This is a genomic window from Sphingosinicella sp. CPCC 101087 (genome assembly GCF_004151485.1).
Lineage (GTDB): Bacteria > Pseudomonadota > Alphaproteobacteria > Sphingomonadales > Sphingomonadaceae > Allosphingosinicella.
In genome coordinates, this window is record NZ_SBFF01000008.1 from 264,397 (window position 1) to 284,553 (window position 20,157).

The following is a 20,157-nucleotide window of genomic DNA, read 5'->3' on the forward strand; positions in this document are numbered from 1 at the left end:
ACGCGCGGGACTCGCAAGAGGCGGCTGGACGGGGTTTAGGCCCGGGACGCGGGCGCTTCAGGGTCGCCGCTGCGGCAAAAGAGCCCGGTGCCGGTACGGTCGCTCGCGGTCCGGCCGAATCCGATGGCGAAGGTCGCGGGCAGATGCGCACGATTGCGACGCCTGGTTCGCCGAACCGTGCCAGGAGATCCCATCGTCCGTCCCGAATGGGAAAAGTCGGATAGCACCGAAGCCCGAAGGCCCGGTTGCATGGAACGTGAGAGCCGCCGCGGCGTCAGGGCCTGGTGGTCGGAAATGAAGCCGACCTTGGAGAGGAAAGCCGAATGCGAGTTGGACTCTGACGATTGATATCCTTGCCGGCTTCTGGGCGTCGCGGCATCGACCAGCGCCTGGATCGCTAGTGCGGTAGTCGGATCGACTATATATTTCCCTCCATGGCCCTCCCTTCCCCCTTCACCATCCACCGGCTCGCCGCCGACGACGTGGCGATCCTGCACGGCATGCTCACCCTCTTCGGCAAGGCCTTCGACGATGTCGAGACCTATGACGGAGCGCGGCCCGAAGCGGACTATCTGCGGCGCCTGCTGGGATCCGACACGTTCGTCGCCCTGGCGGCGCTGAAGGACGGCGCCGTCGTCGGCGGCCTGGCCGCCTACGAGCTGTGCAAGTTCGAACAGTCGCGCAGCGAGTTCTACATCTACGATCTGGCGGTCGATGAGGCGCACCGCCGCGAAGGGATAGCCACGGCGCTGATCGAGACGCTGCGGCCGATCGCCGCCGCCCGCGGCGCTTATGTTATCTTCGTTCAAGCCGACCTCGGCGACGACCCCGCCATCGCCCTCTATTCCAAGCTCGGGACTCGCGAAGACGTTCTGCACTTCGACATTCCGGTAAGCTGAAGTTGCCGCCGGATCGCGGCAGACAAAGCTAGAGTTTCACGCGCGGAACAATCTTCGCCGGCGGGATTTCGACATGTCGGAGTCAACTTCCTCCGAGCGGGGACTTCAGCAGCCGACAATGCGCCTCGTCCTGCTCTTGCTTATCGCGTTCGTTTCGCTCGCGGGCTGCGCCACCGGCCGCGAACCGCGTGCCCCCCAGGTGTCGCTGCCGGACGCCTTCCGGAGCGACGGCTCGACAAGCTCTAGAGCCGCGCTCGACCGTTGGTGGCGCCTCTATTCCGATCCGCAACTCGCCGAGCTGGTCGAGCGCGGGCTCGCCGGAAGCTTCGACACGCGCGCGGCGCTGGCCCGTCTCGAAGAGGCCCGGGCATTGCGGGCAGCAACGCTCGCCCAGCTCGGTCCCCAAGGCGGAATCGAGGGCTCCGGCGAGGTCCGGCATACGGAGGATCTCGGGGGCACGCCGAGCGTGGACATCCCCGGAGTTCCGCCCGGCTTCACCCTGACGCCCGGCGGTACCAGCGGTACCGCCAATCTCGGCTTCAACGTCAGCTGGGAACTCGACCTGTTCGGCCGCAACGCGGCGACCCGGCGCGCCGCCGATGCCGAGCTGGCGGCCACCGCGTTCAACGTCGAAGCCACGCGCGCGGCCGTCGCAGCCGAGATTGCCGACAGCTTGTTCCAGGCGCGGGCGCTCGCCCTGCAGCTCGAGGACGCGCGGCAGACGCTGCGAATCCAGCAGGAGCTGTCGCGGATCAGCCGAGTTCGCGCCCAACGCGGACTCGGTGCCGACTCGGACACGGCACGCGTGGAGTCCGAACTGTCCCAAGCCGAAGCGCAGGCTCAAGACCTGGAAGGGCAACTCGACACCCTGCGCCGATCGATCCTGCTCCTGGTCGGCACGGGGACGGCCAATCTCGCCACGCTCGAAGTCACGCCGGAACTGGGACCGGTACCGTCCCCGCCCGCCTTGATACCGGGGGAATTGCTGGTCAGGCGGCCCGACGTGCGCGAGGCAGAGGCGCGACTCGAAGCGGCCGCCGGAAACCTGACGCTCGCCGAACTGGAGCTTTTCCCGCGGATCAGCCTCGCACCCGGGGCGGGCCTATCGCTGCAGCGCGGAACCTTCGAAAGTACGACGGCCTTCTGGGCATTCGGCGTCGGGTTCACCTTGCCGGTGCTGGACCGGCCTCGCCTGCTCGCCCAGATAAGGGCGGAAGGTGCGCGCGCCGAGCAGGCCGTGCTTGGCTACGAGCAAGCAGTACAGACCGCTTACGCAGAAGCGGACCAGGCGCTCACGCAGCTCGAGGCCGACCGGCGTCGCATGGCGCTTCTCGCAGCCGGAGAACGGCAGGCGCGCATTGCCTATGACGCCGCGCTCCGGCGCTACCGTCTCGGACTGGACGACCTGGCGGCCGCGCTCGACGCGGAGCGCGCCTGGCGAGCGGCACGGACCGCCGCGGCGGCGGCACATGCCCAGGCGCTGCGGCGTTCGGTTCAGGTCTTTCGCGCCTTCGGCGGCGGCTGGGCGCCGGAGACAATGGGAGGCCAGGCCTGATGCGCAGGCTAGGACGCCCGGCAATGCTCCTGGCGGCGGCTTGCGCTCTTGCCGCCTGCGGGGGACAGGCGAGCGAGGAGCCGGAGACGAAGGCGGGGCCCCGGACCGTCACCGTGGCTCGCGTCGAGCTCCGACCGCTAGTCGGCGGCGTGACCGGCTCGGGTATGCTGGCAGCTCGCGAGGAAGCGGCCGTCGGCTCGGAAATCGGCGGATTCCGGGTGGCCGACGTGCTCGCCGAGGAGGGCGATTCTGTTCGAGCTGGCCAGACCCTGGTGCGGATCGACCCAACCCTGCTTCGGGCCCAGATCACCCAGCTTTCCGCCAACCTTGCCCAGCAGCGGACCCAGGCCGCGCAGGCCGAGCGGGAGGCGAACAGGGTCGCAGGACTCGACGGCGAAGGCATACTCTCCCAGGAGGCGATCGAGCAACGGCGCGCCGCTGCGCAGTCTGCCCGCGCGGCGGTACGCGCGGCCGAGGGCCAGCTCCAGGAACTGACGACGCGGCTCGCCCGCCTCACAATCGTCGCGCCGGTATCGGGCCGCGTGCTGGAGCGCACCGTTCGACCCGGCGACATAGCCACGGGCGGCGGCGAACCGATGTTCAGAATCGCACGGGGCGGGCAGATCGAGCTGCTCGCGGAAATTCCGGAGGCCGAGCTGGCGACAATCCGTCCCGGACAGCCCGTCGAGGTTCGGTTGCCTTCGGGCGAGACGATCACCGGATCGGTGCGGCTGGTGGAACCCGAGGTGAACGAGCAGACCCGGCTAGGTGTCGTTCGCGTCGCCCTGCCGAACCGGGACGACCTGCGTGTCGGCGGCTTCGCCACGGCCAGCTTCACCGCTGCGGGCGCCACCGTGCCGGCCGTCCCCGAGGATGCGCTCCGCTACGATGCCGAAGGCGTTCACGTCATCACCGTGGACCGGGAATCGCGCGCCCGGCGCGCCCCGGTCCGCACCGGCCGGCGCGCAGCCGGCTGGGTGGAGCTGGTTGAAGGGCCGCCGGTCGGGACGCCCGTCCTCCGCGGCGGCGGCGCCTTCGTGCTGGAGGGCGAGCAGGTCAGGCCTGCTCGACCCGCCGCAGGCGCTCGGCCGAAAGCAGCACCCGCGCAACAGGCTCCGCGGCCATGAAGCGCCCAGGCATCTCCTCCTGGGCGATCCGCAACCCTATCCCGGTCGTCGTCCTGTTCCTTACCCTGACCATCGCCGGGATCGCCTCCTACATCATGCTCCCGGTCAAGCAGTTCCCCGACATCTCCTTCCCCGTCGTGCAGGTGAGCGTGGCCCAGGAAGGGGCCGCCCCGGTGGAACTCGAGACGCAGGTCACGCGGCTCGTCGAGGACGCGGTCACCGGTGTGTCGGGCGTACAGAACGTCACGTCGACGATCACCCAAGGAAGCTCGACGACCATGGTCGAGTTCGAAGTGGGAGACGATCCGCAGCGCGCCACCGACGACGTCGAGGCGGCGATCGACGCAATCCGCAACGAGCTCCCGCCGGAAATCGAACCGCCGCTGGTCCAACGTCTCGACATCGATCAGGCGCCGATCCTCACTTATGCCGTCGCCGCGCAGGAGATGAGCGAGACGGAGCTGTCCTGGTTCGTCGACAATCGGATCGCACGCGAGCTGATGGCGCGCCCGGGTGTGGCGCGGGTCGCCCGTGTCGGCGGCGTCGATCGGGAAATCAACGTGGTGCTGGATACCGATCGCATGGCTGCCTTCGGCGTGACTGCTCCGCAGATCAACGACGCGCTTCGCGCTTTCCTGATCGATACCGGCGGCGGCCGAACCCAGGTCGGCCAGCGTGAACAGACCGTCCGCGTGCTGGGCGCGGCGGAGTCGATCGAACAACTCCGCGCGGTGGAGGTTCCAGCCGCCGGGCGCGTCGTCAGGCTCGGCGACATCGCATCGATCGGCGCCGGGGCCGGCGAGGCGCAGGGTTTCGCCCGGTTGAACGGGCGACCCGTGGTCGCCTTCCAGGTGATGAAGACGGCGGCGGCGAGCGACGTTTCGGTCGAGGAGGAGGTCGAGACCTCTCTTCAAGCGCTGTCCGCGGCCAATTCCGGCATCGACATCGAGCTGGTCGTTTCGACGGTCGAGGCGACCAGGGAAAGCTTCACCGCCACGGTTCACGTGCTGCTCGAGGGCATGGGCCTGGCCGCCCTGATCGTGTTCCTGTTCCTGCGCGAGTGGCGCTCCACGGTAATCGCGGCGACCGCCATGCCATTGTCCCTGATCCCCACCTTCTTCGCGATGGTGCTGCTGGGCTTCTCGCTCAACACGGTCACCCTACTTTCGCTGACGCTGGTGATCGGCATCCTCGTGGACGATGCGATCGTCGAGATCGAAAACATCCAAAAAAGGATCGAGCGCGGGCAGACCCCGTACCAGGCGGCGCTCGAAGGGGCCGACGCCATCGGACTCGCCGTCATCGCCACGACCATGGCCATCGTCGTGGTGTTCACGCCGGTCTCCTTCCTCGGCGGAATGGTGGGGCAGTTCTTCCAGGAGTTCGGATTGACCGTCGCCGCGGCCGTCTTGTTCTCGCTGGTCGTGGCCCGACTGCTCACGCCGGTCCTCGCCGCCTATTTCCTGAGGCCGGCGCGGCACGCCGAAGCATCCCACGGACTTCCGCGCTTCTATCGCCAGATCCTCGACTTCGCGCTCAACCACCACCGCCTGTCGATCCTGTTCGGCGGCCTTTTCCTGATCGTCTCACTCGGAATCGCGGCCCTCATTCCGGTCGGCTTCATGCCGCCGTCGGATCCCGGCTATGCCTATGTCGAGGCGCAGGCTGCACCGGGCTCGACCGACCGGGACATGGAACGGATCGTCCAACAAACCACCGACCTGCTGCGCGAGCATCCGGCGGTCGATCGGGTTTTCGCCCAGACCGGCAGCGGATCCACGCCGTTCGGCGGATCGGCCGACTTGCGCCGCGCCACCTTCACGGTGCTCCTGAAGGAAGACCGGAACATCACCACCGACGAATTCGAAGGCGAGATCCGCCCGCTGCTGCGCAGGATACCGGATGCGCGCGCGGTGACGCAGGGGAATTGGGGAGCGCCCGACTTCGAGATCGTCCTTTCGGGCGAAAATGGCCCGGCCCTGCAGCGGACCTCCGAACAGCTGCAGCGCGAGATGGCGACATTGGACATCATTGCCGATCCGCGTCTGGCCACGCCGCCCCCTGGGCCCGAGCTCGTCATTCGGCCGCGTATGGACGAAGCGGCCCGGCTCGGCGTCAGCGCAGGCACGATCGCGACGGTCGCGCGGGTGGCGACGATCGGCGACATAGATGCCAACGTGGCGATGTTCACAGAAGGCGAAAGGCGGATACCCATCCGCGTCCGCATTCCCACCGAATCGACCGAGCAGATCGGCGCGATTCAGGCGCTGCAGGTGCCGACCGCGGCCGGTGGGACGACTACTCTGGGCGCCGTGGCCGACATCAGCTTCCAGTCCGGTCCGGGGCGGATCGAGCGCTATAATCGCGAGCGCCGCGCCGCGGTGCAGGCGGACCTTCAGCCCGGCGTAACGCTTGGCCAGGCGACGACCGCGGTAAATGCTCTACCGGTGCTCCAGAACCTGCCCGCAGGCGTGCGCATGACGCCGACCGGCGATATCGAGCAAATGGTGGAGCTGTTCGTCGGGTTCGCGGTCGCCATGGCTGCCGGCGTGTTCATGATCTTCGCCGTTATGGTGCTGCTGTTCAGAAGCTTCATGAAGCCGGTCATCATTCTCTCCGCACTGCCGCTGTCGATCGGCGGTGCCTTTCTGGGCCTGCTGCTTTTCGGGCTCGACACGACACTTCCTGTGCTCATCGGGCTGCTGATGCTGATGGGGCTCGCGGCCAAGAATTCGATCCTGCTCGTCGAGTTCGCCATCGAGCGGGAGCGCGAAGGCGCCTCTCAGCGCGCGGCGGTGCTGCACGCCTGCCGCGAACGTGCGCGGCCGATCGTCATGACCACTTTCGCCATGGCCGCCGGCATGGTCCCGACTGCGCTCGGAATCGGCGAAGGCGCGGAGTTCCGCCAGCCGATGGCGGTGGCGGTGATCGGCGGCCTGATGAGCTCGACCGCCTTGTCGCTGGTGCTGGTACCGGTCGTGTACGAGGTGGTCGACCGGATCGAGAAGAAGATCGCGCCGCGCCTTCGCCGGCTCACCACGGCCCCGGCGCGTCCGGAGGGGGAGACGCCGACGGGTGCGCCGTCTGCCTGAGCGAAGCAGCGAGACACTCGCCAGCGTACCTCCACCCTTTCGACGTCGTCGGGCGCAGCCACGAAACCTAGGCGAAATCCGGCTCCACCGAGCGAGGGCGTTCCAGCCAATCCGGAACGGGCAGGCCTTTCGACCGAAGGAATTCGGGATTGAACAGGCGCGACTGATAGCGGGTACCATGATCGGCCAGGATGGTGACGATGGTGTGCCCAGGGCCGAGTTTCTTCGCCAGCCGAATAGCGCCCGCGACGTTGATCCCGCTCGACAGGCCGACGCACAGCCCCTCATGCTCGAGCAGGTCGAAGACGATCCCGACCCCTTCCTCGTCGGGGATCCGGAAGGCGTGGTCCACCTGCAATCCTTCCAAATTGGCCGTGATCCGGCCCTGCCCGATCCCTTCGGACACCGAGCCGCCCTCGCTCTTGAGTTCCCCGGAAGTGTAGTAGCTGTAGAGGGCAGCGCCGAACGGGTCGGCGAGGCCGATGGCGATGTCGCGCTTGCGCTCGCGCAGGGCGGCGGCGACGCCGGCCAGCGTGCCGCCCGTTCCCACGGCGCAGATGAAGCCGTCCACGCGGCCGCCCGTCTGCTCCCAGATTTCGGGCCCGGTCGTCCGGACGTGCGCTTCACGGTTCGCGACATTGTCGAACTGGTTTGCCCAGATCGCGCCGTTAGGATCCGTCTCCGCGAGGCGCTCGGCCATTCGGCCGGAGACTTTTACATAATTGTTCGGGTTGGCGTAGGGCACGGCCGGCACCTCGACCAGCTCCGCGCCGAGCAGGCGCAGAATGTCCTTCTTTTCCTGGCTCTGCGTCTCGGGAATGACGATGACGGTGCGCAGGCCGAGCGCATTGGCGACGACCGTCAGGCCAATGCCGGTATTGCCGGCGGTGCCGTCGACGACGATCCCGCCCGGCTGCAGAGCGCCGCGATCGAGAGCGTCGCGAACGATGAAGAGGGCGGCGCGATCCTTGACCGACTGGCCCGGGTTCATGAACTCGGCCTTGGCCAGGATGTCGCAGCCTGTCTGGGCGGAGGCCCGCGCGAGGCGGATCAAGGGCGTGCGGCCGATCGCCGCCGTGACGTCTTCGCTTATGCTCATGGCCCGCGCGGTATCACAGGGACTGGAACCAGGAGCAAGCCTCGGCCGGAACGCGGATGAAACTCTGTGCGGAATAACCGCGATCAAGCTGGGCGGGAGGGGGCCGCCTGGAGGGCACGACCCTGGGCGAAGTCGATGCCCAAAGAGAGGCTTTCCGCAATGCGCGCGGCCTTCTCCTGCAGGGCGGCGGCGGCAGGCGCCGGCATCAGCTCCTCCGTGGCCTGGCACCACAAGGAGAGCCAGCGCTCGAACGAAGCGGACGTGATCGATTCGGAGTGCCTGACATGGGCGGGAAGCGGCCGGCCCTTGTAGCGGCCGCTGGCCAGCATCACCGAGGACCAGAAGTCCTGCAGCCGATCGAGATGCTCCGGCCAATCGTCGACAGCCGCGTTGAAGACGGGGCCGATCAGAGGGTCCCGACGGACACGCCCGTAAAACAGGTCTACGAGCGCACGCAGCCTTTCCTCGTCGATTCCTTCGATGGCCCCGGCATTCAATTCAGTCATGATCGACATATGGGGCGGCGCGGGGCGGAGGTCCATCGCGGCCGCGTCGGCCTGGTCGCCGAGGGGCCTGTCGAAGCGAGGACCGAGCCATGCGACCGCCGTATCGCGGCGCTGGGCGGAGCAGGTCCGGGCTATCGCCCTCGCCCGCGCCGCGCCGGCGCCGCGCTGGTCATCGGGCCCCGCCCGCTGCGGGTGCCTGCATGCCGGTGAAGCGGGCGATGAAGGCGTACATGTCCGAATATTCCTCGATCTGCTTGTCGGTCGGCTTTCCCGAGCCATGACCGGCCCGGGTCTCGATCCGTATCAGGTGCGGGCCGCCGTTGGGATCCGCCTGCTGCATGGCCGAGATATATTTGAAGCTATGCCCCGGCACGACGCGATCGTCCGTATCGGCCGTGGTGACGAGGATCGGGGGATAGTCCGCGTCCGGCCGGATATTATGGTAGGGCGAATAAGCGCGCAGGATCCGGAAATCCTCCTCTCGATCGGGATAGCCGTAATCGTCGACCCAGTAGCGGCCGGCGGTGAAACGGTCGAAGCGCAGCATGTCCATGACCCCGACGCCGGGCAAAGCCGCGGCGAAGAGGTCCGGCCGCTGATTGACCACGGCGCCGACCAGCAGACCGCCATTCGAGCGGCCTTCAATGGCGAGGTTGCGGTTGGTCGTGATCCCCTCGGAGATCAGATGTTCGGCCGCGGCAATGAAATCATCGAAGACATTCTGCTTGTTGGCGCGCCGGCCGGCATCGTGCCAGGCCTGACCATATTCTCCGCCGCCGCGCAGATTGGCGACGGCAAGAACACCTCCCTTGTCGACCCAGGTCATCCAGCGCGGCTGAAAGACGGGGGTCGACGAGACGTTGAACCCGCCATAGCCGTAGAGCAGGGTCGGATGGGGACCGTTGCCGAGGTCGCGGCGGTGGACCAGGAACATCGGCACCCGAGTGCCGTCCTTCGAATTGTAGAAGACTTGACGAACTTCATAGGCCGCCGGGTCGAAGGCGAGCTCGGCCTCGGCGAAGACGCTGCTCGCGCCGGTCGCGCTGTCGTATCGATAGATGGTCGCTGGCCGGTTATAGCTCGTGAAAGCGTAGAAGGTCTCGCTGCTGTCCATGTCACCGTCGAAGCCGCTTACGGACCCGATCCCGGGTAGCTCGACCGTTCCGGTGCGCGTCCCGTCCAGGGCGAAGGTCCGGACCTCGCTCTTCGCGTCCACGAGGTAGGAAGCAATGATCCGCTCGCCGACGATCGAGGCACCGTCCAACGTCGCCTCGTCCTGAGGCACGACCTCGCGAAGCTCGGCGGGGCGATCGAGGTTCATCGCGATGATGCGCTGGCGCGGTGCGTCTCGATTGGTCCGCCAGTAGAAAGTCGACCCCCGGTTGCCGAGATAGCTCCAGTCATTCTCCAGGCCCTCGACCAGCCGGCGCGGCTGCGCATTCGGCGTCGTCAGGTCGATCAGCGTGATTTCGTAACGGGCGTCAGTGCCTTCGGACGAATAGACGATCAGCCAGCGGCCGTCGTCCGACACTTCGCCATTGTTGCCGAGCCGCGGCCGGTCCGGCGTCGCGTAGACGAGCCGATCCTCGCTCTGGGGCGTGCCGAGGCGGTGGAAGTAGATAGCCTGGTTCTCGTTCAGAGACTGGAATTGCTGCCCCTGCGCCGGTTCGGGGAAGCGCGAATAGAAGAAGCCGGACCCGTCCTTCGCCCAGTCGAGGTTAGAAAATTTCACCCAGCGGATCTCGTCCTGGGTGGGCTGGCCGCTGGCCACGTCGAGCACGCGAACGGTACGCCAGTCGGTGCCGCCGTCCTGAATCGAATAGAGCAGGAAGCGGCCGTCCTTCGACGGTTTCCATTCCGCCAGCGCCGTCGCTCCATCCTCCGACCAGCTGTTGGGGTCGATGAGCAGCCGCGGCTGTCCCTGGAGCCCGTCGCGCACGTACAGCACCGCCTGGTTCTGCAGGCCGTCGTTGCGCGTATAGAAATAGAGGTTACCGGACTTGTCCGGGATGCCGAACCTCTCATAATCATACATCTGGGTCATCCGCTCACGAAAGGCGGCACGCTGCGGCAGCGTGGACAGGAAGGCATCGGTAACGCGGTTCTGCTCGGTCACCCATTCACGCACCCGCGGATCCTCGCGCACGTCATTTTCGAGCCAGCGATAGGGATCGGCAATCCGTTCGCCGAAATGCTCCTCGACGACCTCGCCGCGCGTTGTGGCGGGATATTGGATCGGCGCCGCCGGTGCCGAGGCGGCACTCGTCGGCTGGGCCTGGACGGCGACAGTGGAAGCGAACGGCAGGAGCAGCAGGGCAGCGGCAAGTCGCATGAGGAAAGAACTTTCGCTCGTGAATTGGATGCTGTCGGTCTAGCAGCGGAGGTCAGGGTGTCAAAGTCAGGTGGAACAATCATGAGGAAGTTCGCGGCGGCGCTGGCGCTGCCATTGGCGCTCGCCGCCTGTGCCACGACCGTGCAGGAAGTCCCGCCGGCGGGGAGGTCCGTCACGTCGGACCCCGCTTCCCCTGCCTCTTACGCGCCGATCGACCCCGAGCGCCTGTCGGAGCTCACCCGGGTGCTTGCTTCGGACGAGTTCCAGGGGCGCGCGCCGGGCACGGAAGGGGAAGGCGTGACCGTGACCTGGCTGAGCGAACAGTTCGAGGCGCTGGGACTGGAGCCGGCCGGCGAGAATGGCGGCTGGACTCAGCGCGTGCCGTTGATCCGCACTCAGGTGCAGACACCCGCCAGCTTCACCATCGTCAGTCACGGCGAGACACTCGAGCTGCAGTCCCCGCGCGACATCTACTTGAGCAGCGTGCGCGACGCCGAACGGGCGCGGATCTCGGCGGCGCCGATGGTGTTCGTCGGCTACGGCGTCTCGGCGCCCGAGCGAGGATGGGACGATTTCAAGCAGGTCGATCTGACCGGCAAGGTCGCCGTCTTCCTGGTCAACGACCCGGACTTCGAAGCGCAACCGGGGGAGCCGGTCGCCGACCGGTTCGGCGGCCAGGCGATGACCTATTACGGGCGGTGGAGCTACAAGTTCGAGGAGGCTGCTCGGCGCGGCGCTATTGCCGCGCTGGTCGTTCACGAGACCGAGGCGGCCGGGTACGGCTGGAACACGGTCGAGGCACCGGCGGGAGAGAATTACAACATCGTGCTGCCGGCCGATGCCCCGCAGCCGGTGATGCTGCAGGGTTGGATCCAGTGGGACGCGGCCGCCGACCTGTTCCGGCGAGCCGGGCTCGACCTGACGGAAATCAAGCGACAGGCCCGGACCGCCGAGTTCCGGCCGATCGATCTCGGCGCCAACTTCAGCGCCGACCTTCCGGTGACTGTGGAGCGGGTGGAGAGCCACAATGTCCTCGCCCGGCTTCCGGGCTCAGTGCGCCCGAACGAGTCGGTCATGTACAGCGTCCACTGGGACGCCTACGGGATCGGCCCGCCCGACGCGCAGGGCAATCGCATCCGCCGCGGCGCCGCGGACGACGCATTGGGCACGGCCGGAATGCTGGAGATCGCACGCGCCTTCGTGGACGGGCCGCGGCCCGAACGGAGCATCCTCTTCGCCGCCTGGACGGCCGAGGAGCGCGGGCTGCTGGGATCGGAATTCTATGCCGCCAATCCGCTCCAGCCGATCGAGACGATGGTTGCGAATATCACGCTGGATACGCTGCAGACGGCGGGACCGGCGCGCGACGTGATCCTGATCGGCGAAGGCCAGAGCGAGATGGAGGACCTCCTCGGACGGTTCGCCGCAAGCCAGGGGCGTACGGTGACTCCGGATTCCCGGCCGGAGCGGGGCCTGTTCTATCGCGCCGACCATTTTTCCCTCGCCAAGCGGGGGGTGCCGGTGCTGCTGCTCATGGCGTTGGGTGGCGGCGTCGACCTGGTCGAGGGCGGCCGAGCGGCCGGCGATGCGTGGGTGAGCGACTTCACCGCCGATTGCTATCACCAGCCATGCGACGCCTGGAGCGCCGACTGGGACCTGCGCGGTGCAGCGCAGGACGCGTCCCTCGCCTATCGAATCGGCCGCGAGCTCGCTTTCTCCGGCGACTGGCCCGAATGGCGGGAGACATCGGAGTTCCGCGAGGTGCGGGACCGATCCGCCGGTAGCCGGCGCTGAAGCTGAAGCCGGGCTCCTGTTCGGGGTCGGCGGGAGAATATCCCGGGTCGGCGGATCAGGCCCCGAGGAACTGATGGTCGACGAAGATCTTCAGCCCGAGGCCGATGAGGACGAGACCGCCGACCAGCTCGGCCCATTTGCCGATGCGGCGTCCGGCAAGGCTTCCCACCCAGGTACCGGCGGCGCACAGGCAGGCGGTGGCGCATCCGATCACGAGGCAGGCGAGAAGGACCGGAAGCTCGAGCGTCGGCAGCGTTACGCCTGCGGCGAGCGCGTCGACACTGGTCGCGCCCGCCGCGGCGACCAGCGCCCATCCGGCCAGCGCCTCGCGCGGCAGCGATCCTTCGGCGCAGGTCGCCGCCCTCAGCATGCGCAGGCCCAGAAAGCCGAGGATCAGCAAAGCGAGCCAGTGATCGACGCTTCGGACGAACGGAAGGAAGGCCGCGCCGATTGCCCATCCGATCAGTGGCATCAGCGCCTGCGCGGTGCCGAACGCCACACCGAGCTTGAGCGCATGCGCCGCACCGGATCGCCCGGCCGCCCCCTGGCAAACGGCGACGGCCACCGCATCCATTGCGAGGCCGAGGGCGAGCGCCGCCAGGGAGACCGTGACCAACATTCGCGCGCCCTTTGCACGTCGGCCTCCGGCGGGCAACGGCGAGCGGCGGGGATGGACCTGGTCGAAACAGGCGGGAGATAGGCTCGCAAGCCTGCCACGGCGGCACCCGGAGCAGCTTCTCTATGTCGCGAGCGTTCCGGCCGCGCCATTCGCGATTCCAGGCGTTCGTTTCGGCGATGGCATATTGTCGACCGCTGTGGTAGAGTATCCTCTTCCGACGCCTCCCCCATGAACGCGAAGCGCGCAGGCCCCCTCCTATGCCCGACTTGTCCCTCTTCAGCCTGACCGACCTGCTGCCCTTCATCGCGATCGGCTTCACCGCACAGATTATCGACGGCGCGCTTGGCATGGCTTTTGGCGTCATCTCCACGACCCTCCTGATCAGCCTGGGGGTGCCGCCCGCGTCGGCCTCCGCGGGCGTCCACACGGTGGAATGCTTCACCACCGCCGCTTCGGGCACCAGTCATGTACTCCACCGCAACGTCGACTGGCCCCTGTTCTTCAAGTTGCTGGTCCCGGGCGTGGTCGGAGGGGTGCTCGGTGCTTACGCACTGACCGAAATCCATGCCGACGTCGCCCGCCCGGTGGTGCTCGCCTATCTCAGCGCGATCGGCCTTTACCTGATCTGGCGGGGCTATCATTTCCCGCCGCAGGCCAGGAACCCGAAGGTGGTCGCGCCGCTCGGCCTCCTCGGCGGATTCCTCGACGCGGCAGGAGGCGGCGGCTGGGGACCGGTGGTGACGAGCAACTTGCTGCTTCAGGGCGCGAATCCGCGCCGGGTGATCGGCACGGTCAGCGCCGTGGAATTCTTCCTCACCGTAACGGTCTCGGCCACCTTCATTGCCACGATCGGCCTGGAAGCGTTCACGACCGCGACGGTCGGGCTGTTGATCGGCGGCGTCGCGGCGGCGCCGCTCGGTGCCTATGCCGCCAAGAAGGTGCCGGCCAAGCCGATGCTGATCATGGTCGGAATCGTGCTCACCATCACCAGCCTCTACGGCATCTATCGGGCGATCACCTGAGCAACGACGCGGCGCCGGTCCTCAATGTGCGCTGCCCCAATCAGGCGGCGCCGTCGGAATCCAGCGCGTAGCCGGCGGAGCGAACGGTGCGGATGACGTCCGGGCGGCCGCCGGCGTTGATCGCCTTCCTGAGACGCCGGATATGGACGTCGACGGTACGCAGCTCGATGTCGCTGTCATGACCCCAGACGGCGTCGAGAAGGCGCTCGCGCGAGAAGACGCGGCCAGGGCGCTCCAGGAAGTGGCGAAGCAGACGGAATTCGGTCGGGCCGAGGGAAACCGTCTCGCCACCGCGCTTCACCTTGTGCGCGACGAGATCCATCTCGAGATCACCATAGCCGAGATGCTCCCCCGCGAGCGCCGGGCGCGCGCGGCGCAGTAGCGCACCGACCCGTGCGACCAGTTCGCGCGGACTGAACGGCTTCGTCACGTAATCGTCGGCTCCGGTCTCGAGCCCGCGAATGCGGTCTGCCTCCTCGCCACGGGCCGTCAGCATGATGATCGGGACCAGAGCCGTCTCGGGCGTGCGGCGCAGCCGGCGGCAGACCTCGATCCCCGACACGCCCTCGATCATCCAGTCGAGGATGACGAGATCCGGCGCGGCTTCGCGGGCGCGAAGGAGCGCCTCCTCCCCGTCGGCGGTGCTGTCGATCTCATATTCCTCGCGGGCGAGATGGTAGACGAGCAGCTCGACGAGCGCCCGGTCGTCCTCGACCAGAAGGATCCTTGCACGCGTACTCACAGATCAACCCTCAATGTCGCTCGCCGCGATTTCGGTAACGTCCGGCCCCTTGGCGCGATCGCCGAGATGCACGCCGGTCGCCGCGAAATAGACCATCTCGGCCACGTTGGTGGCGTGATCGCCGATCCGCTCGAGATTCTTCGCGACGAACAGGAGATGGGTAGCCGGCGTGATGTTGTGCGGATTTTCCATCATGTGGGTAAGCAGCGCACGAAATATACTGTTGTAGAAATCGTCGACGGCCGCGTCGCGGTCGCAGACCAGAGCGGCTTTCTCCGGGTCACGCGCGGCGAAGGCATCGAGCACGTTCTGCACCATCTCGCCGGCGATCCGGGCCATTTCGGGAAGCAGCGAGATCGGCCGGATCTTGCTGTCCTCGACGCTGTGGACGCGCTTGGCGATATTCTTCGCATAGTCGCCGATCCGCTCGACCACTCCGGCGATCTTCAGTGCAGCGACGACATCGCGCAAGTCGTCGGCCATCGGGGCCCGCAACGCGATGATCTGCACCGCGCGGCGCTCCACCTCGGCCTCGAGCTCGTCGATCTTGCGGTCCCGCTCGATCACCGCCTTCGCCGCTTCGGAATCTCGGCGAACGAGCGCTTCCATCGATTCCCTTATCGCCGCCTCGGCCAAGCCCCCCATCTCGCAGATGGTGGCGCGGAGCTGGTCCAACTCCTCGTCGAAGGCCTTCACGGTGTGGCCGGTGGTCGCCATCTCTGATCTCCTCGGCGTGACTCGGTCACGCTCGCAGTTCGCGCCGCTCAGCCGTAGCGGCCGGTGATGTAATCCTTGGTCCGGGTCTCCCGGGGATTGGTGAAGATTTCGGTTGTCTCGCCATATTCCACAAGCACGCCGAGGTGGAAAAAGGCGGTGCGCTGCGAGACGCGCGCCGCCTGCTGCATATTGTGGGTGACGATGACGATCGCATAATTGCCGCGCAGTTCGTGGATCAGTTCCTCGATCTTCGCCGTCGCGATCGGGTCGAGCGCCGACGCCGGCTCGTCCATCAGGATCACCTCGGGATCCACGGCGATGGCACGGGCGATGCACAGGCGTTGCTGCTGGCCGCCCGACAAAGCGGTGCCGCTCTCGCTCAGCCGGTCCTTCACCTCGTCCCACAGTCCGGCGCGCCTCAGCGAGCGCTCGACGATATGGTCGAGCTCGGCCGTGCCCGAGGCGAGGCCGTGGATCCGCGGGCCGTAGGCGACATTCTCGTAAATCGACTTGGGGAACGGATTGGGCTTCTGGAACACCATGCCGACGCGGGCGCGCAGCTGGACCACGTCCATCGACGAGGCATAGATGTCCTCGCCGTCGAGCTCGATCCGGCCTTCCACCCGTGCGCTCGGGATGGTGTCGTTCATCCGGTTGAGCGTACGCAGAAAGGTCGACTTGCCGCAGCCCGACGGACCGATGAAGGCCGTCACATGTTCGGGGCCGACGTCGATCGACACGTCGTCGACCGCCTTCTTGTCACCATAGAAGACGGTGACGTTGCGGGCGGACATCTTGGCGGCCGGCGCGGTCGCCGCCCGTCCATCAGTCGATAGGGCTGTCATTTCGGTCATCACCAGCGTCGCTCGAACCTGTTGCGGAGATAGATGGCCACCCCGTTCATCGCGAGCAGGAAGACCAGAAGGACGATGATCGCGGCGGACGTCTTCTCGACGAAGCCGCGACTGACCTCGTCCGACCAGAGGAAGATCTGGACCGGAAGGACGCTTGCCGGATCGGAAAAGCCGCCGGGAGGAGTCGCGACGAAGGCGCGCATGCCGATCATCAGCAGCGGCGCGGTCTCGCCCAGCGCGCGGGCCATGCCAATGATCGTGCCGGTAAGGATCCCCGGCAGGGCCAGCGGTAGCACGTGGTGGGAGACCACCTGGATGCGGCTGGCGCCGACCCCGAGCGCCGCGTCGCGGATCGATGGCGGGACGGACTTGATCGCATTCCGGCCGGCAATCACGATCACCGGCATCGTCATCAGCGCCAATGTGAGCCCGCCGACCAACGGCGCGGAGCGCGGCAGATGCATGACGTTGAGGAAGATGGCGAGGCCGAGCAGGCCGAAGATGATCGATGGTACCGCGGCGAGATTGTTGATCGACACCTCGATCATGTCGGTCCAGCGATTCCGGGGCGCATATTCCTCGAGATAGACGGCCGAAAGCACCCCGATCGGAAAGGCGATCAGCAGGGTGACGATCATCGTCAGCAGCGATCCCTTGAAGGCGCCCCAGATGCCGACCTGTGCCGGATCGGTCGAATCCGAGCCATTGAGGAAGGTCCAGTTGATCCCGGTGCGGACGTTGTCGCCTTGCGCGAGCCTGGCGTGCATCGCCTCGGCCGCGGGATCTCCGCCGCTCTTGGCGGCAACGTCGATCTCGGTGGAGGCCGGAAGCCAGAGCGTTTCCGTGCGGCTGAGAATTTCGGGATCGTCGGCAACGGCGTTGCGAAGCGTCAGCCAGGCGCTGCCGGAGAAGAGACGCCCTGCTCCCTCGCCATATTGAGCCTCCGCGGCTTGCGAAAGCACGCGACCGAAGTCGGCCCCGGCGAGCGCCTGCTCCGCCCCGAATCCCTGCACCGCGGCGGGGTCCAGGAAAAGCGAACTCGCCGGAAAATTGACCTCCAGCCGGACCTCGGTGCGGGCAAAGCCGGCGATTCCGTTGGCGAACATGGTGACGAGCAGGAAGGCGAGGAATCCCGCGGACAGGAGAATGGCGCCGAGGCCGAGCAGTCGGAAGCGCCGCTCGGCCGCGTAGCGGCGGCGGATTCGCCGACGCATCGCCGCGCCATTCCAGTCCGTCGGCGTGGCATCGATCCGGGCGAGGTCACTCATAGGCTTCGCGATACTTCTTCACGACGCGCAGGGCGATGATGTTGAGCGCAAGGGTCACTCCGAATAGGACCAGGCCGAGCGCGAAGGCGGCGAGCGTCTTCGGACTGTCGAACTCCTGGTCGCCGGTGAGCAGCTGGACGATCTGGGTGGTCACCGTGGTGACGCTACCGAACGGATTGGCGGTGAGGTTGGCGGCGAGGCCCGCCGCCATGACGACGATCATCGTCTCGCCAATCGCGCGGCTGACGGCGAGCAGCACGCCCCCGACGACGCCGGGCAAAGCAGCGGGCACGAGCACTTTCCGGATCGTTTCCGAGGTCGTCGCGCCCATCGCCAGGGATCCGTCGCGCATCGCCTGCGGCACGGCAGCGAGCGAGTCGTCCGCCATCGACGACACGAACGGAATGATCATGATTCCCATCACCAGGCCCGCGGCGAGAGCGGATTCGGTCGACGAGGGAATGCCCAGCGTCAGGCCGAGGTCGCGCACGGCGGGAGCGACGGTGAGCGCGGCGAAATAGCCGTAGACCACGGTCGGAACGCCCGCGAGAATCTCGAGCAGGGGCTTCATCCAGGAGCGAAGACGCGCGCTGGAATATTGGGTGAGATAGATGGCGCTCATCAGCCCAAGCGGGATGGCGACGAGCATCGCAATGATCGCGCCGATGAAGATCGTTCCCCAGAACAGCGGAATCGCTCCGAACGCGCCCGACGACCCGGCCTGATCGGCCCGGATCGCCATTTGAGGACTCCAGTTCAGGCCGAACAGGAATTCGATGGGCGACACCATCGAGAAGAACCGCAGCGATTCGAACAGCAGCGACGCGACAATGCCGAGTGTGGTCAGGATCGCGATCAGCGAAGCGAGCAGCAGCAAGGCCATCACCACCCGTTCGACCCGCGTTCGGGCGCGAAATTGCGGCGAAATCCGGGTGAACGCCCAGCCCCCCGCGGCAAAGGCGACCAGCACCGTCACGGCAAGACCGATCCAGTTGTAGAAGGCGATCGCCCGCGCGTAGACCGGCACCAGGGCGTGGGCCTGGGGATTGAAGGCCGCCTGGGTCTGGCCGCTGGCCAGGGCATAGGCCTCGCTCAGCACGGCCTGCCGCTGCATCCCGAAGTCGGGAAGCGAGGAAGCTTCAGGGCTGGCGAGGACCTGGGCGTAGATCAGATTCCCGGACAGCTCGTTCCAGCCGGCCAGGAACAGCAAGGCGGGAATGACCGTCCACAGCGCCACGTACCAGCCGTGCTGGCCCGGCAGCGAATGGAGGCGCGGTCGGCCTGGGCCGGCGAACGCCGCCGCCCGGGCGCGCGCCGCCAGCCAGGCGACGAGGCCGAGCCCGACGATCAAAAGGGCAATGGCGGCAACGGACACGCCGAGACTCTCCGTTCGTGGAAGGACGCCGGGCGCGGGGCCCGGCGTCTTCACTAGCCCAATTACTGCAGATCTGCAGCCGTGATCGGCTTGACAGCCTGGATGGCCTGTTCGGCCGCCTGCCGCTGCGCATCCGGAAGCGGCACCAGACCGTGCTGGGTGAGATAGCCCCCGGGACCCCAGGCCTGCGGCCAGGCGGAGACGAACTCGCGCAGGCCGGGAATGGCTGCGAGATGCTCGCCCTTCACATAGATGTACAAGGTGCGGGCCCCCGGATAGGTGAAGTTGGAGATGGTCTCCGCCGTCGGCGTCACGCCACCAATCGGGATACCCTGTACCCGGCTCGAATTCTCTTCGAGGAAGCTGAAGCCGAGCACGCCAACCGCGCCCTCGTTCTCCGAAACGCGTTGGACGAGCAGATTGTCGTTTTCGCCGGCTTCGATGAAAGCGCCGTCCTCGCGAATCTGGGTGCAGACCTGCTTGTGGCGATCCTCATCGCTCTCCTTGAGCGCCTGCATCGCCGGATCCGTGTTGCAGCCGGGATCGAGCATCAGTTCGGCGAAGCTGTCGCGCGTCCCCGAAGTGGGGGGCGGACCGTAGACGCGGATCGCCACGGCCGGGAGCGCCGGGTTCACGTCCCTCCAGGTACGCGCGGTCTGCGCCTGCCCGAACGGATTGGCGGCAAGCGCCGCATAGACGTCACGAACGGTAAGCTGGAAGCCGGTCGACCGCTGCGCCGACTCGATCAAAGCCAGGCCGTCGATGCCGATCGGAACCTCGATGACCTGGTTGACGCCATTGCGGTTGCACTGCTCGATCTCGCTCGCCTTGATGCGGCGGGAGGCATTGGCGACGTCCGGATATTGCGGACCGATGCCGCCGCAGAACAGGTTGAGGCCGCCGCCGGTGCCGGTCGATTCGACGATCGGCGCGGCGAAGCTGGGATTGGCCTGGGCGAACCGCTCCGCCACCGCCCGCGAGAAGGGATAGACGGTCGACGAGCCGACGATCCGGATCTGCTGACGGGATGCCGCATCGCCGCCGCCAGTCGGCCCCTGGCCGCAGCCGGCGAGCACGACCGCCGCAGCCGCCAGGGTGAATAGGGATTTCCTCAATTTCGCCTCCATAGGATACCGAGTTCGGTGGGGCGGCCAAA

General features: G+C 67.1%; 16 protein-coding genes. 6 read left to right on the forward strand and 10 right to left on the reverse strand.

What is annotated here, in order from left to right:
- Positions 1-434: 434 nt before the first annotated feature.
- From EKM57_RS14360 to EKM57_RS14375, 4 genes are all read left to right on the forward strand, one after another.
- Positions 435-899 (forward strand): AAC(3)-I family aminoglycoside N-acetyltransferase, encoded by a 465-nt coding sequence (locus EKM57_RS14360; protein WP_129793183.1) that lies wholly within the window; start codon positions 435-437, stop codon positions 897-899.
- A 73-nt stretch (positions 900-972) separates the two neighbouring features.
- A complete protein-coding gene (locus EKM57_RS14365) occupies positions 973-2,454 on the forward strand; it encodes an efflux transporter outer membrane subunit (RefSeq protein WP_129793184.1) in 1,482 nt (493 codons plus the stop codon).
- A 23-nt stretch (positions 2,455-2,477) separates the two neighbouring features.
- Entirely contained in the window at positions 2,478-3,581 is a 1,104-nt protein-coding gene (locus EKM57_RS14370) for an efflux RND transporter periplasmic adaptor subunit (protein ID WP_206185444.1), read from the forward strand.
- Positions 3,578-6,673, forward strand: a complete 3,096-nt coding sequence (locus EKM57_RS14375; RefSeq protein WP_129793186.1) for an efflux RND transporter permease subunit — start codon at positions 3,578-3,580, stop codon at positions 6,671-6,673. Before EKM57_RS14370 ends, EKM57_RS14375 begins: the two co-directional genes overlap by 4 nt.
- Positions 6,674-6,740: 67 nt before the next feature.
- Here EKM57_RS14375 and EKM57_RS14380 read toward each other — a convergent pair whose 3' ends face one another.
- The 3 genes from EKM57_RS14380 to EKM57_RS14390 all read right to left on the reverse strand — a co-directional run bounded on the left by EKM57_RS14380 (position 6,741) and on the right by EKM57_RS14390 (position 10,610).
- Entirely contained in the window at positions 6,741-7,772 is a 1,032-nt protein-coding gene (locus EKM57_RS14380) for a cysteine synthase A (protein ID WP_129793187.1), read from the reverse strand.
- Between the two features lie 83 nt (positions 7,773-7,855).
- Positions 7,856-8,278: a group III truncated hemoglobin gene (locus tag EKM57_RS14385; RefSeq protein ID WP_129793188.1), complete on the reverse strand. Its 423-nt coding sequence runs from the start codon at positions 8,276-8,278 to the stop codon at positions 7,856-7,858.
- 169 nt (positions 8,279-8,447) lie between these two features.
- Positions 8,448-10,610 (reverse strand): prolyl oligopeptidase family protein, encoded by a 2,163-nt coding sequence (locus EKM57_RS14390; protein ID WP_129793189.1) that lies wholly within the window; start codon positions 10,608-10,610, stop codon positions 8,448-8,450.
- A gap of 81 nt (positions 10,611-10,691) precedes the next feature.
- Between EKM57_RS14390 and EKM57_RS14395 the strand changes: the two genes are divergently transcribed.
- Positions 10,692-12,404, forward strand: a complete 1,713-nt coding sequence (locus EKM57_RS14395; RefSeq protein WP_129793190.1) for a M28 family metallopeptidase — start codon at positions 10,692-10,694, stop codon at positions 12,402-12,404.
- A 55-nt stretch (positions 12,405-12,459) separates the two neighbouring features.
- Here the strand turns inward: EKM57_RS14395 and EKM57_RS14400 are convergent, their stop codons facing one another.
- Positions 12,460-13,023, reverse strand: a complete 564-nt coding sequence (locus EKM57_RS14400) for a manganese efflux pump MntP family protein (protein ID WP_129793191.1) — start codon at positions 13,021-13,023, stop codon at positions 12,460-12,462.
- Between the two features lie 257 nt (positions 13,024-13,280).
- On the opposite strand from EKM57_RS14400, the gene EKM57_RS14405 reads away from it, so the two are divergent.
- Positions 13,281-14,045, forward strand: coding sequence for a sulfite exporter TauE/SafE family protein (locus tag EKM57_RS14405; RefSeq protein WP_129793192.1), 765 nt, complete (start codon positions 13,281-13,283; stop codon positions 14,043-14,045).
- Positions 14,046-14,085: 40 nt separating this feature from the next.
- Here EKM57_RS14405 and phoB read toward each other — a convergent pair whose 3' ends face one another.
- From phoB to EKM57_RS14435, 6 genes are all read right to left on the reverse strand, one after another.
- Positions 14,086-14,787: a phosphate regulon transcriptional regulator PhoB gene (phoB, locus tag EKM57_RS14410; protein ID WP_129793193.1), complete on the reverse strand. Its 702-nt coding sequence runs from the start codon at positions 14,785-14,787 to the stop codon at positions 14,086-14,088.
- A gap of 3 nt (positions 14,788-14,790) precedes the next feature.
- Complete coding sequence (gene phoU / locus EKM57_RS14415) at positions 14,791-15,504, reverse strand: phosphate signaling complex protein PhoU (protein ID WP_129793194.1); 714 nt, start codon at positions 15,502-15,504, stop codon at positions 14,791-14,793.
- A 47-nt stretch (positions 15,505-15,551) separates the two neighbouring features.
- Positions 15,552-16,358, reverse strand: a complete 807-nt coding sequence (gene pstB, locus EKM57_RS14420) for a phosphate ABC transporter ATP-binding protein PstB (protein WP_206185445.1) — start codon at positions 16,356-16,358, stop codon at positions 15,552-15,554.
- Entirely contained in the window at positions 16,358-17,626 is a 1,269-nt protein-coding gene (gene pstA, locus EKM57_RS14425) for a phosphate ABC transporter permease PstA (protein WP_243451058.1), read from the reverse strand. Before pstA ends, pstB begins: the two co-directional genes overlap by 1 nt.
- Positions 17,619-19,001 (reverse strand): phosphate ABC transporter permease subunit PstC, encoded by a 1,383-nt coding sequence (gene pstC / locus EKM57_RS14430; protein ID WP_129793196.1) that lies wholly within the window; start codon positions 18,999-19,001, stop codon positions 17,619-17,621. Before pstC ends, pstA begins: the two co-directional genes overlap by 8 nt.
- 62 nt (positions 19,002-19,063) lie before the next feature.
- On the reverse strand, positions 19,064-20,128 hold the full coding sequence (locus EKM57_RS14435) for a substrate-binding domain-containing protein (RefSeq protein WP_129793197.1): 1,065 nt from the start codon (positions 20,126-20,128) through the stop codon (positions 19,064-19,066).
- Positions 20,129-20,157: the final 29 nt, after the last annotated feature.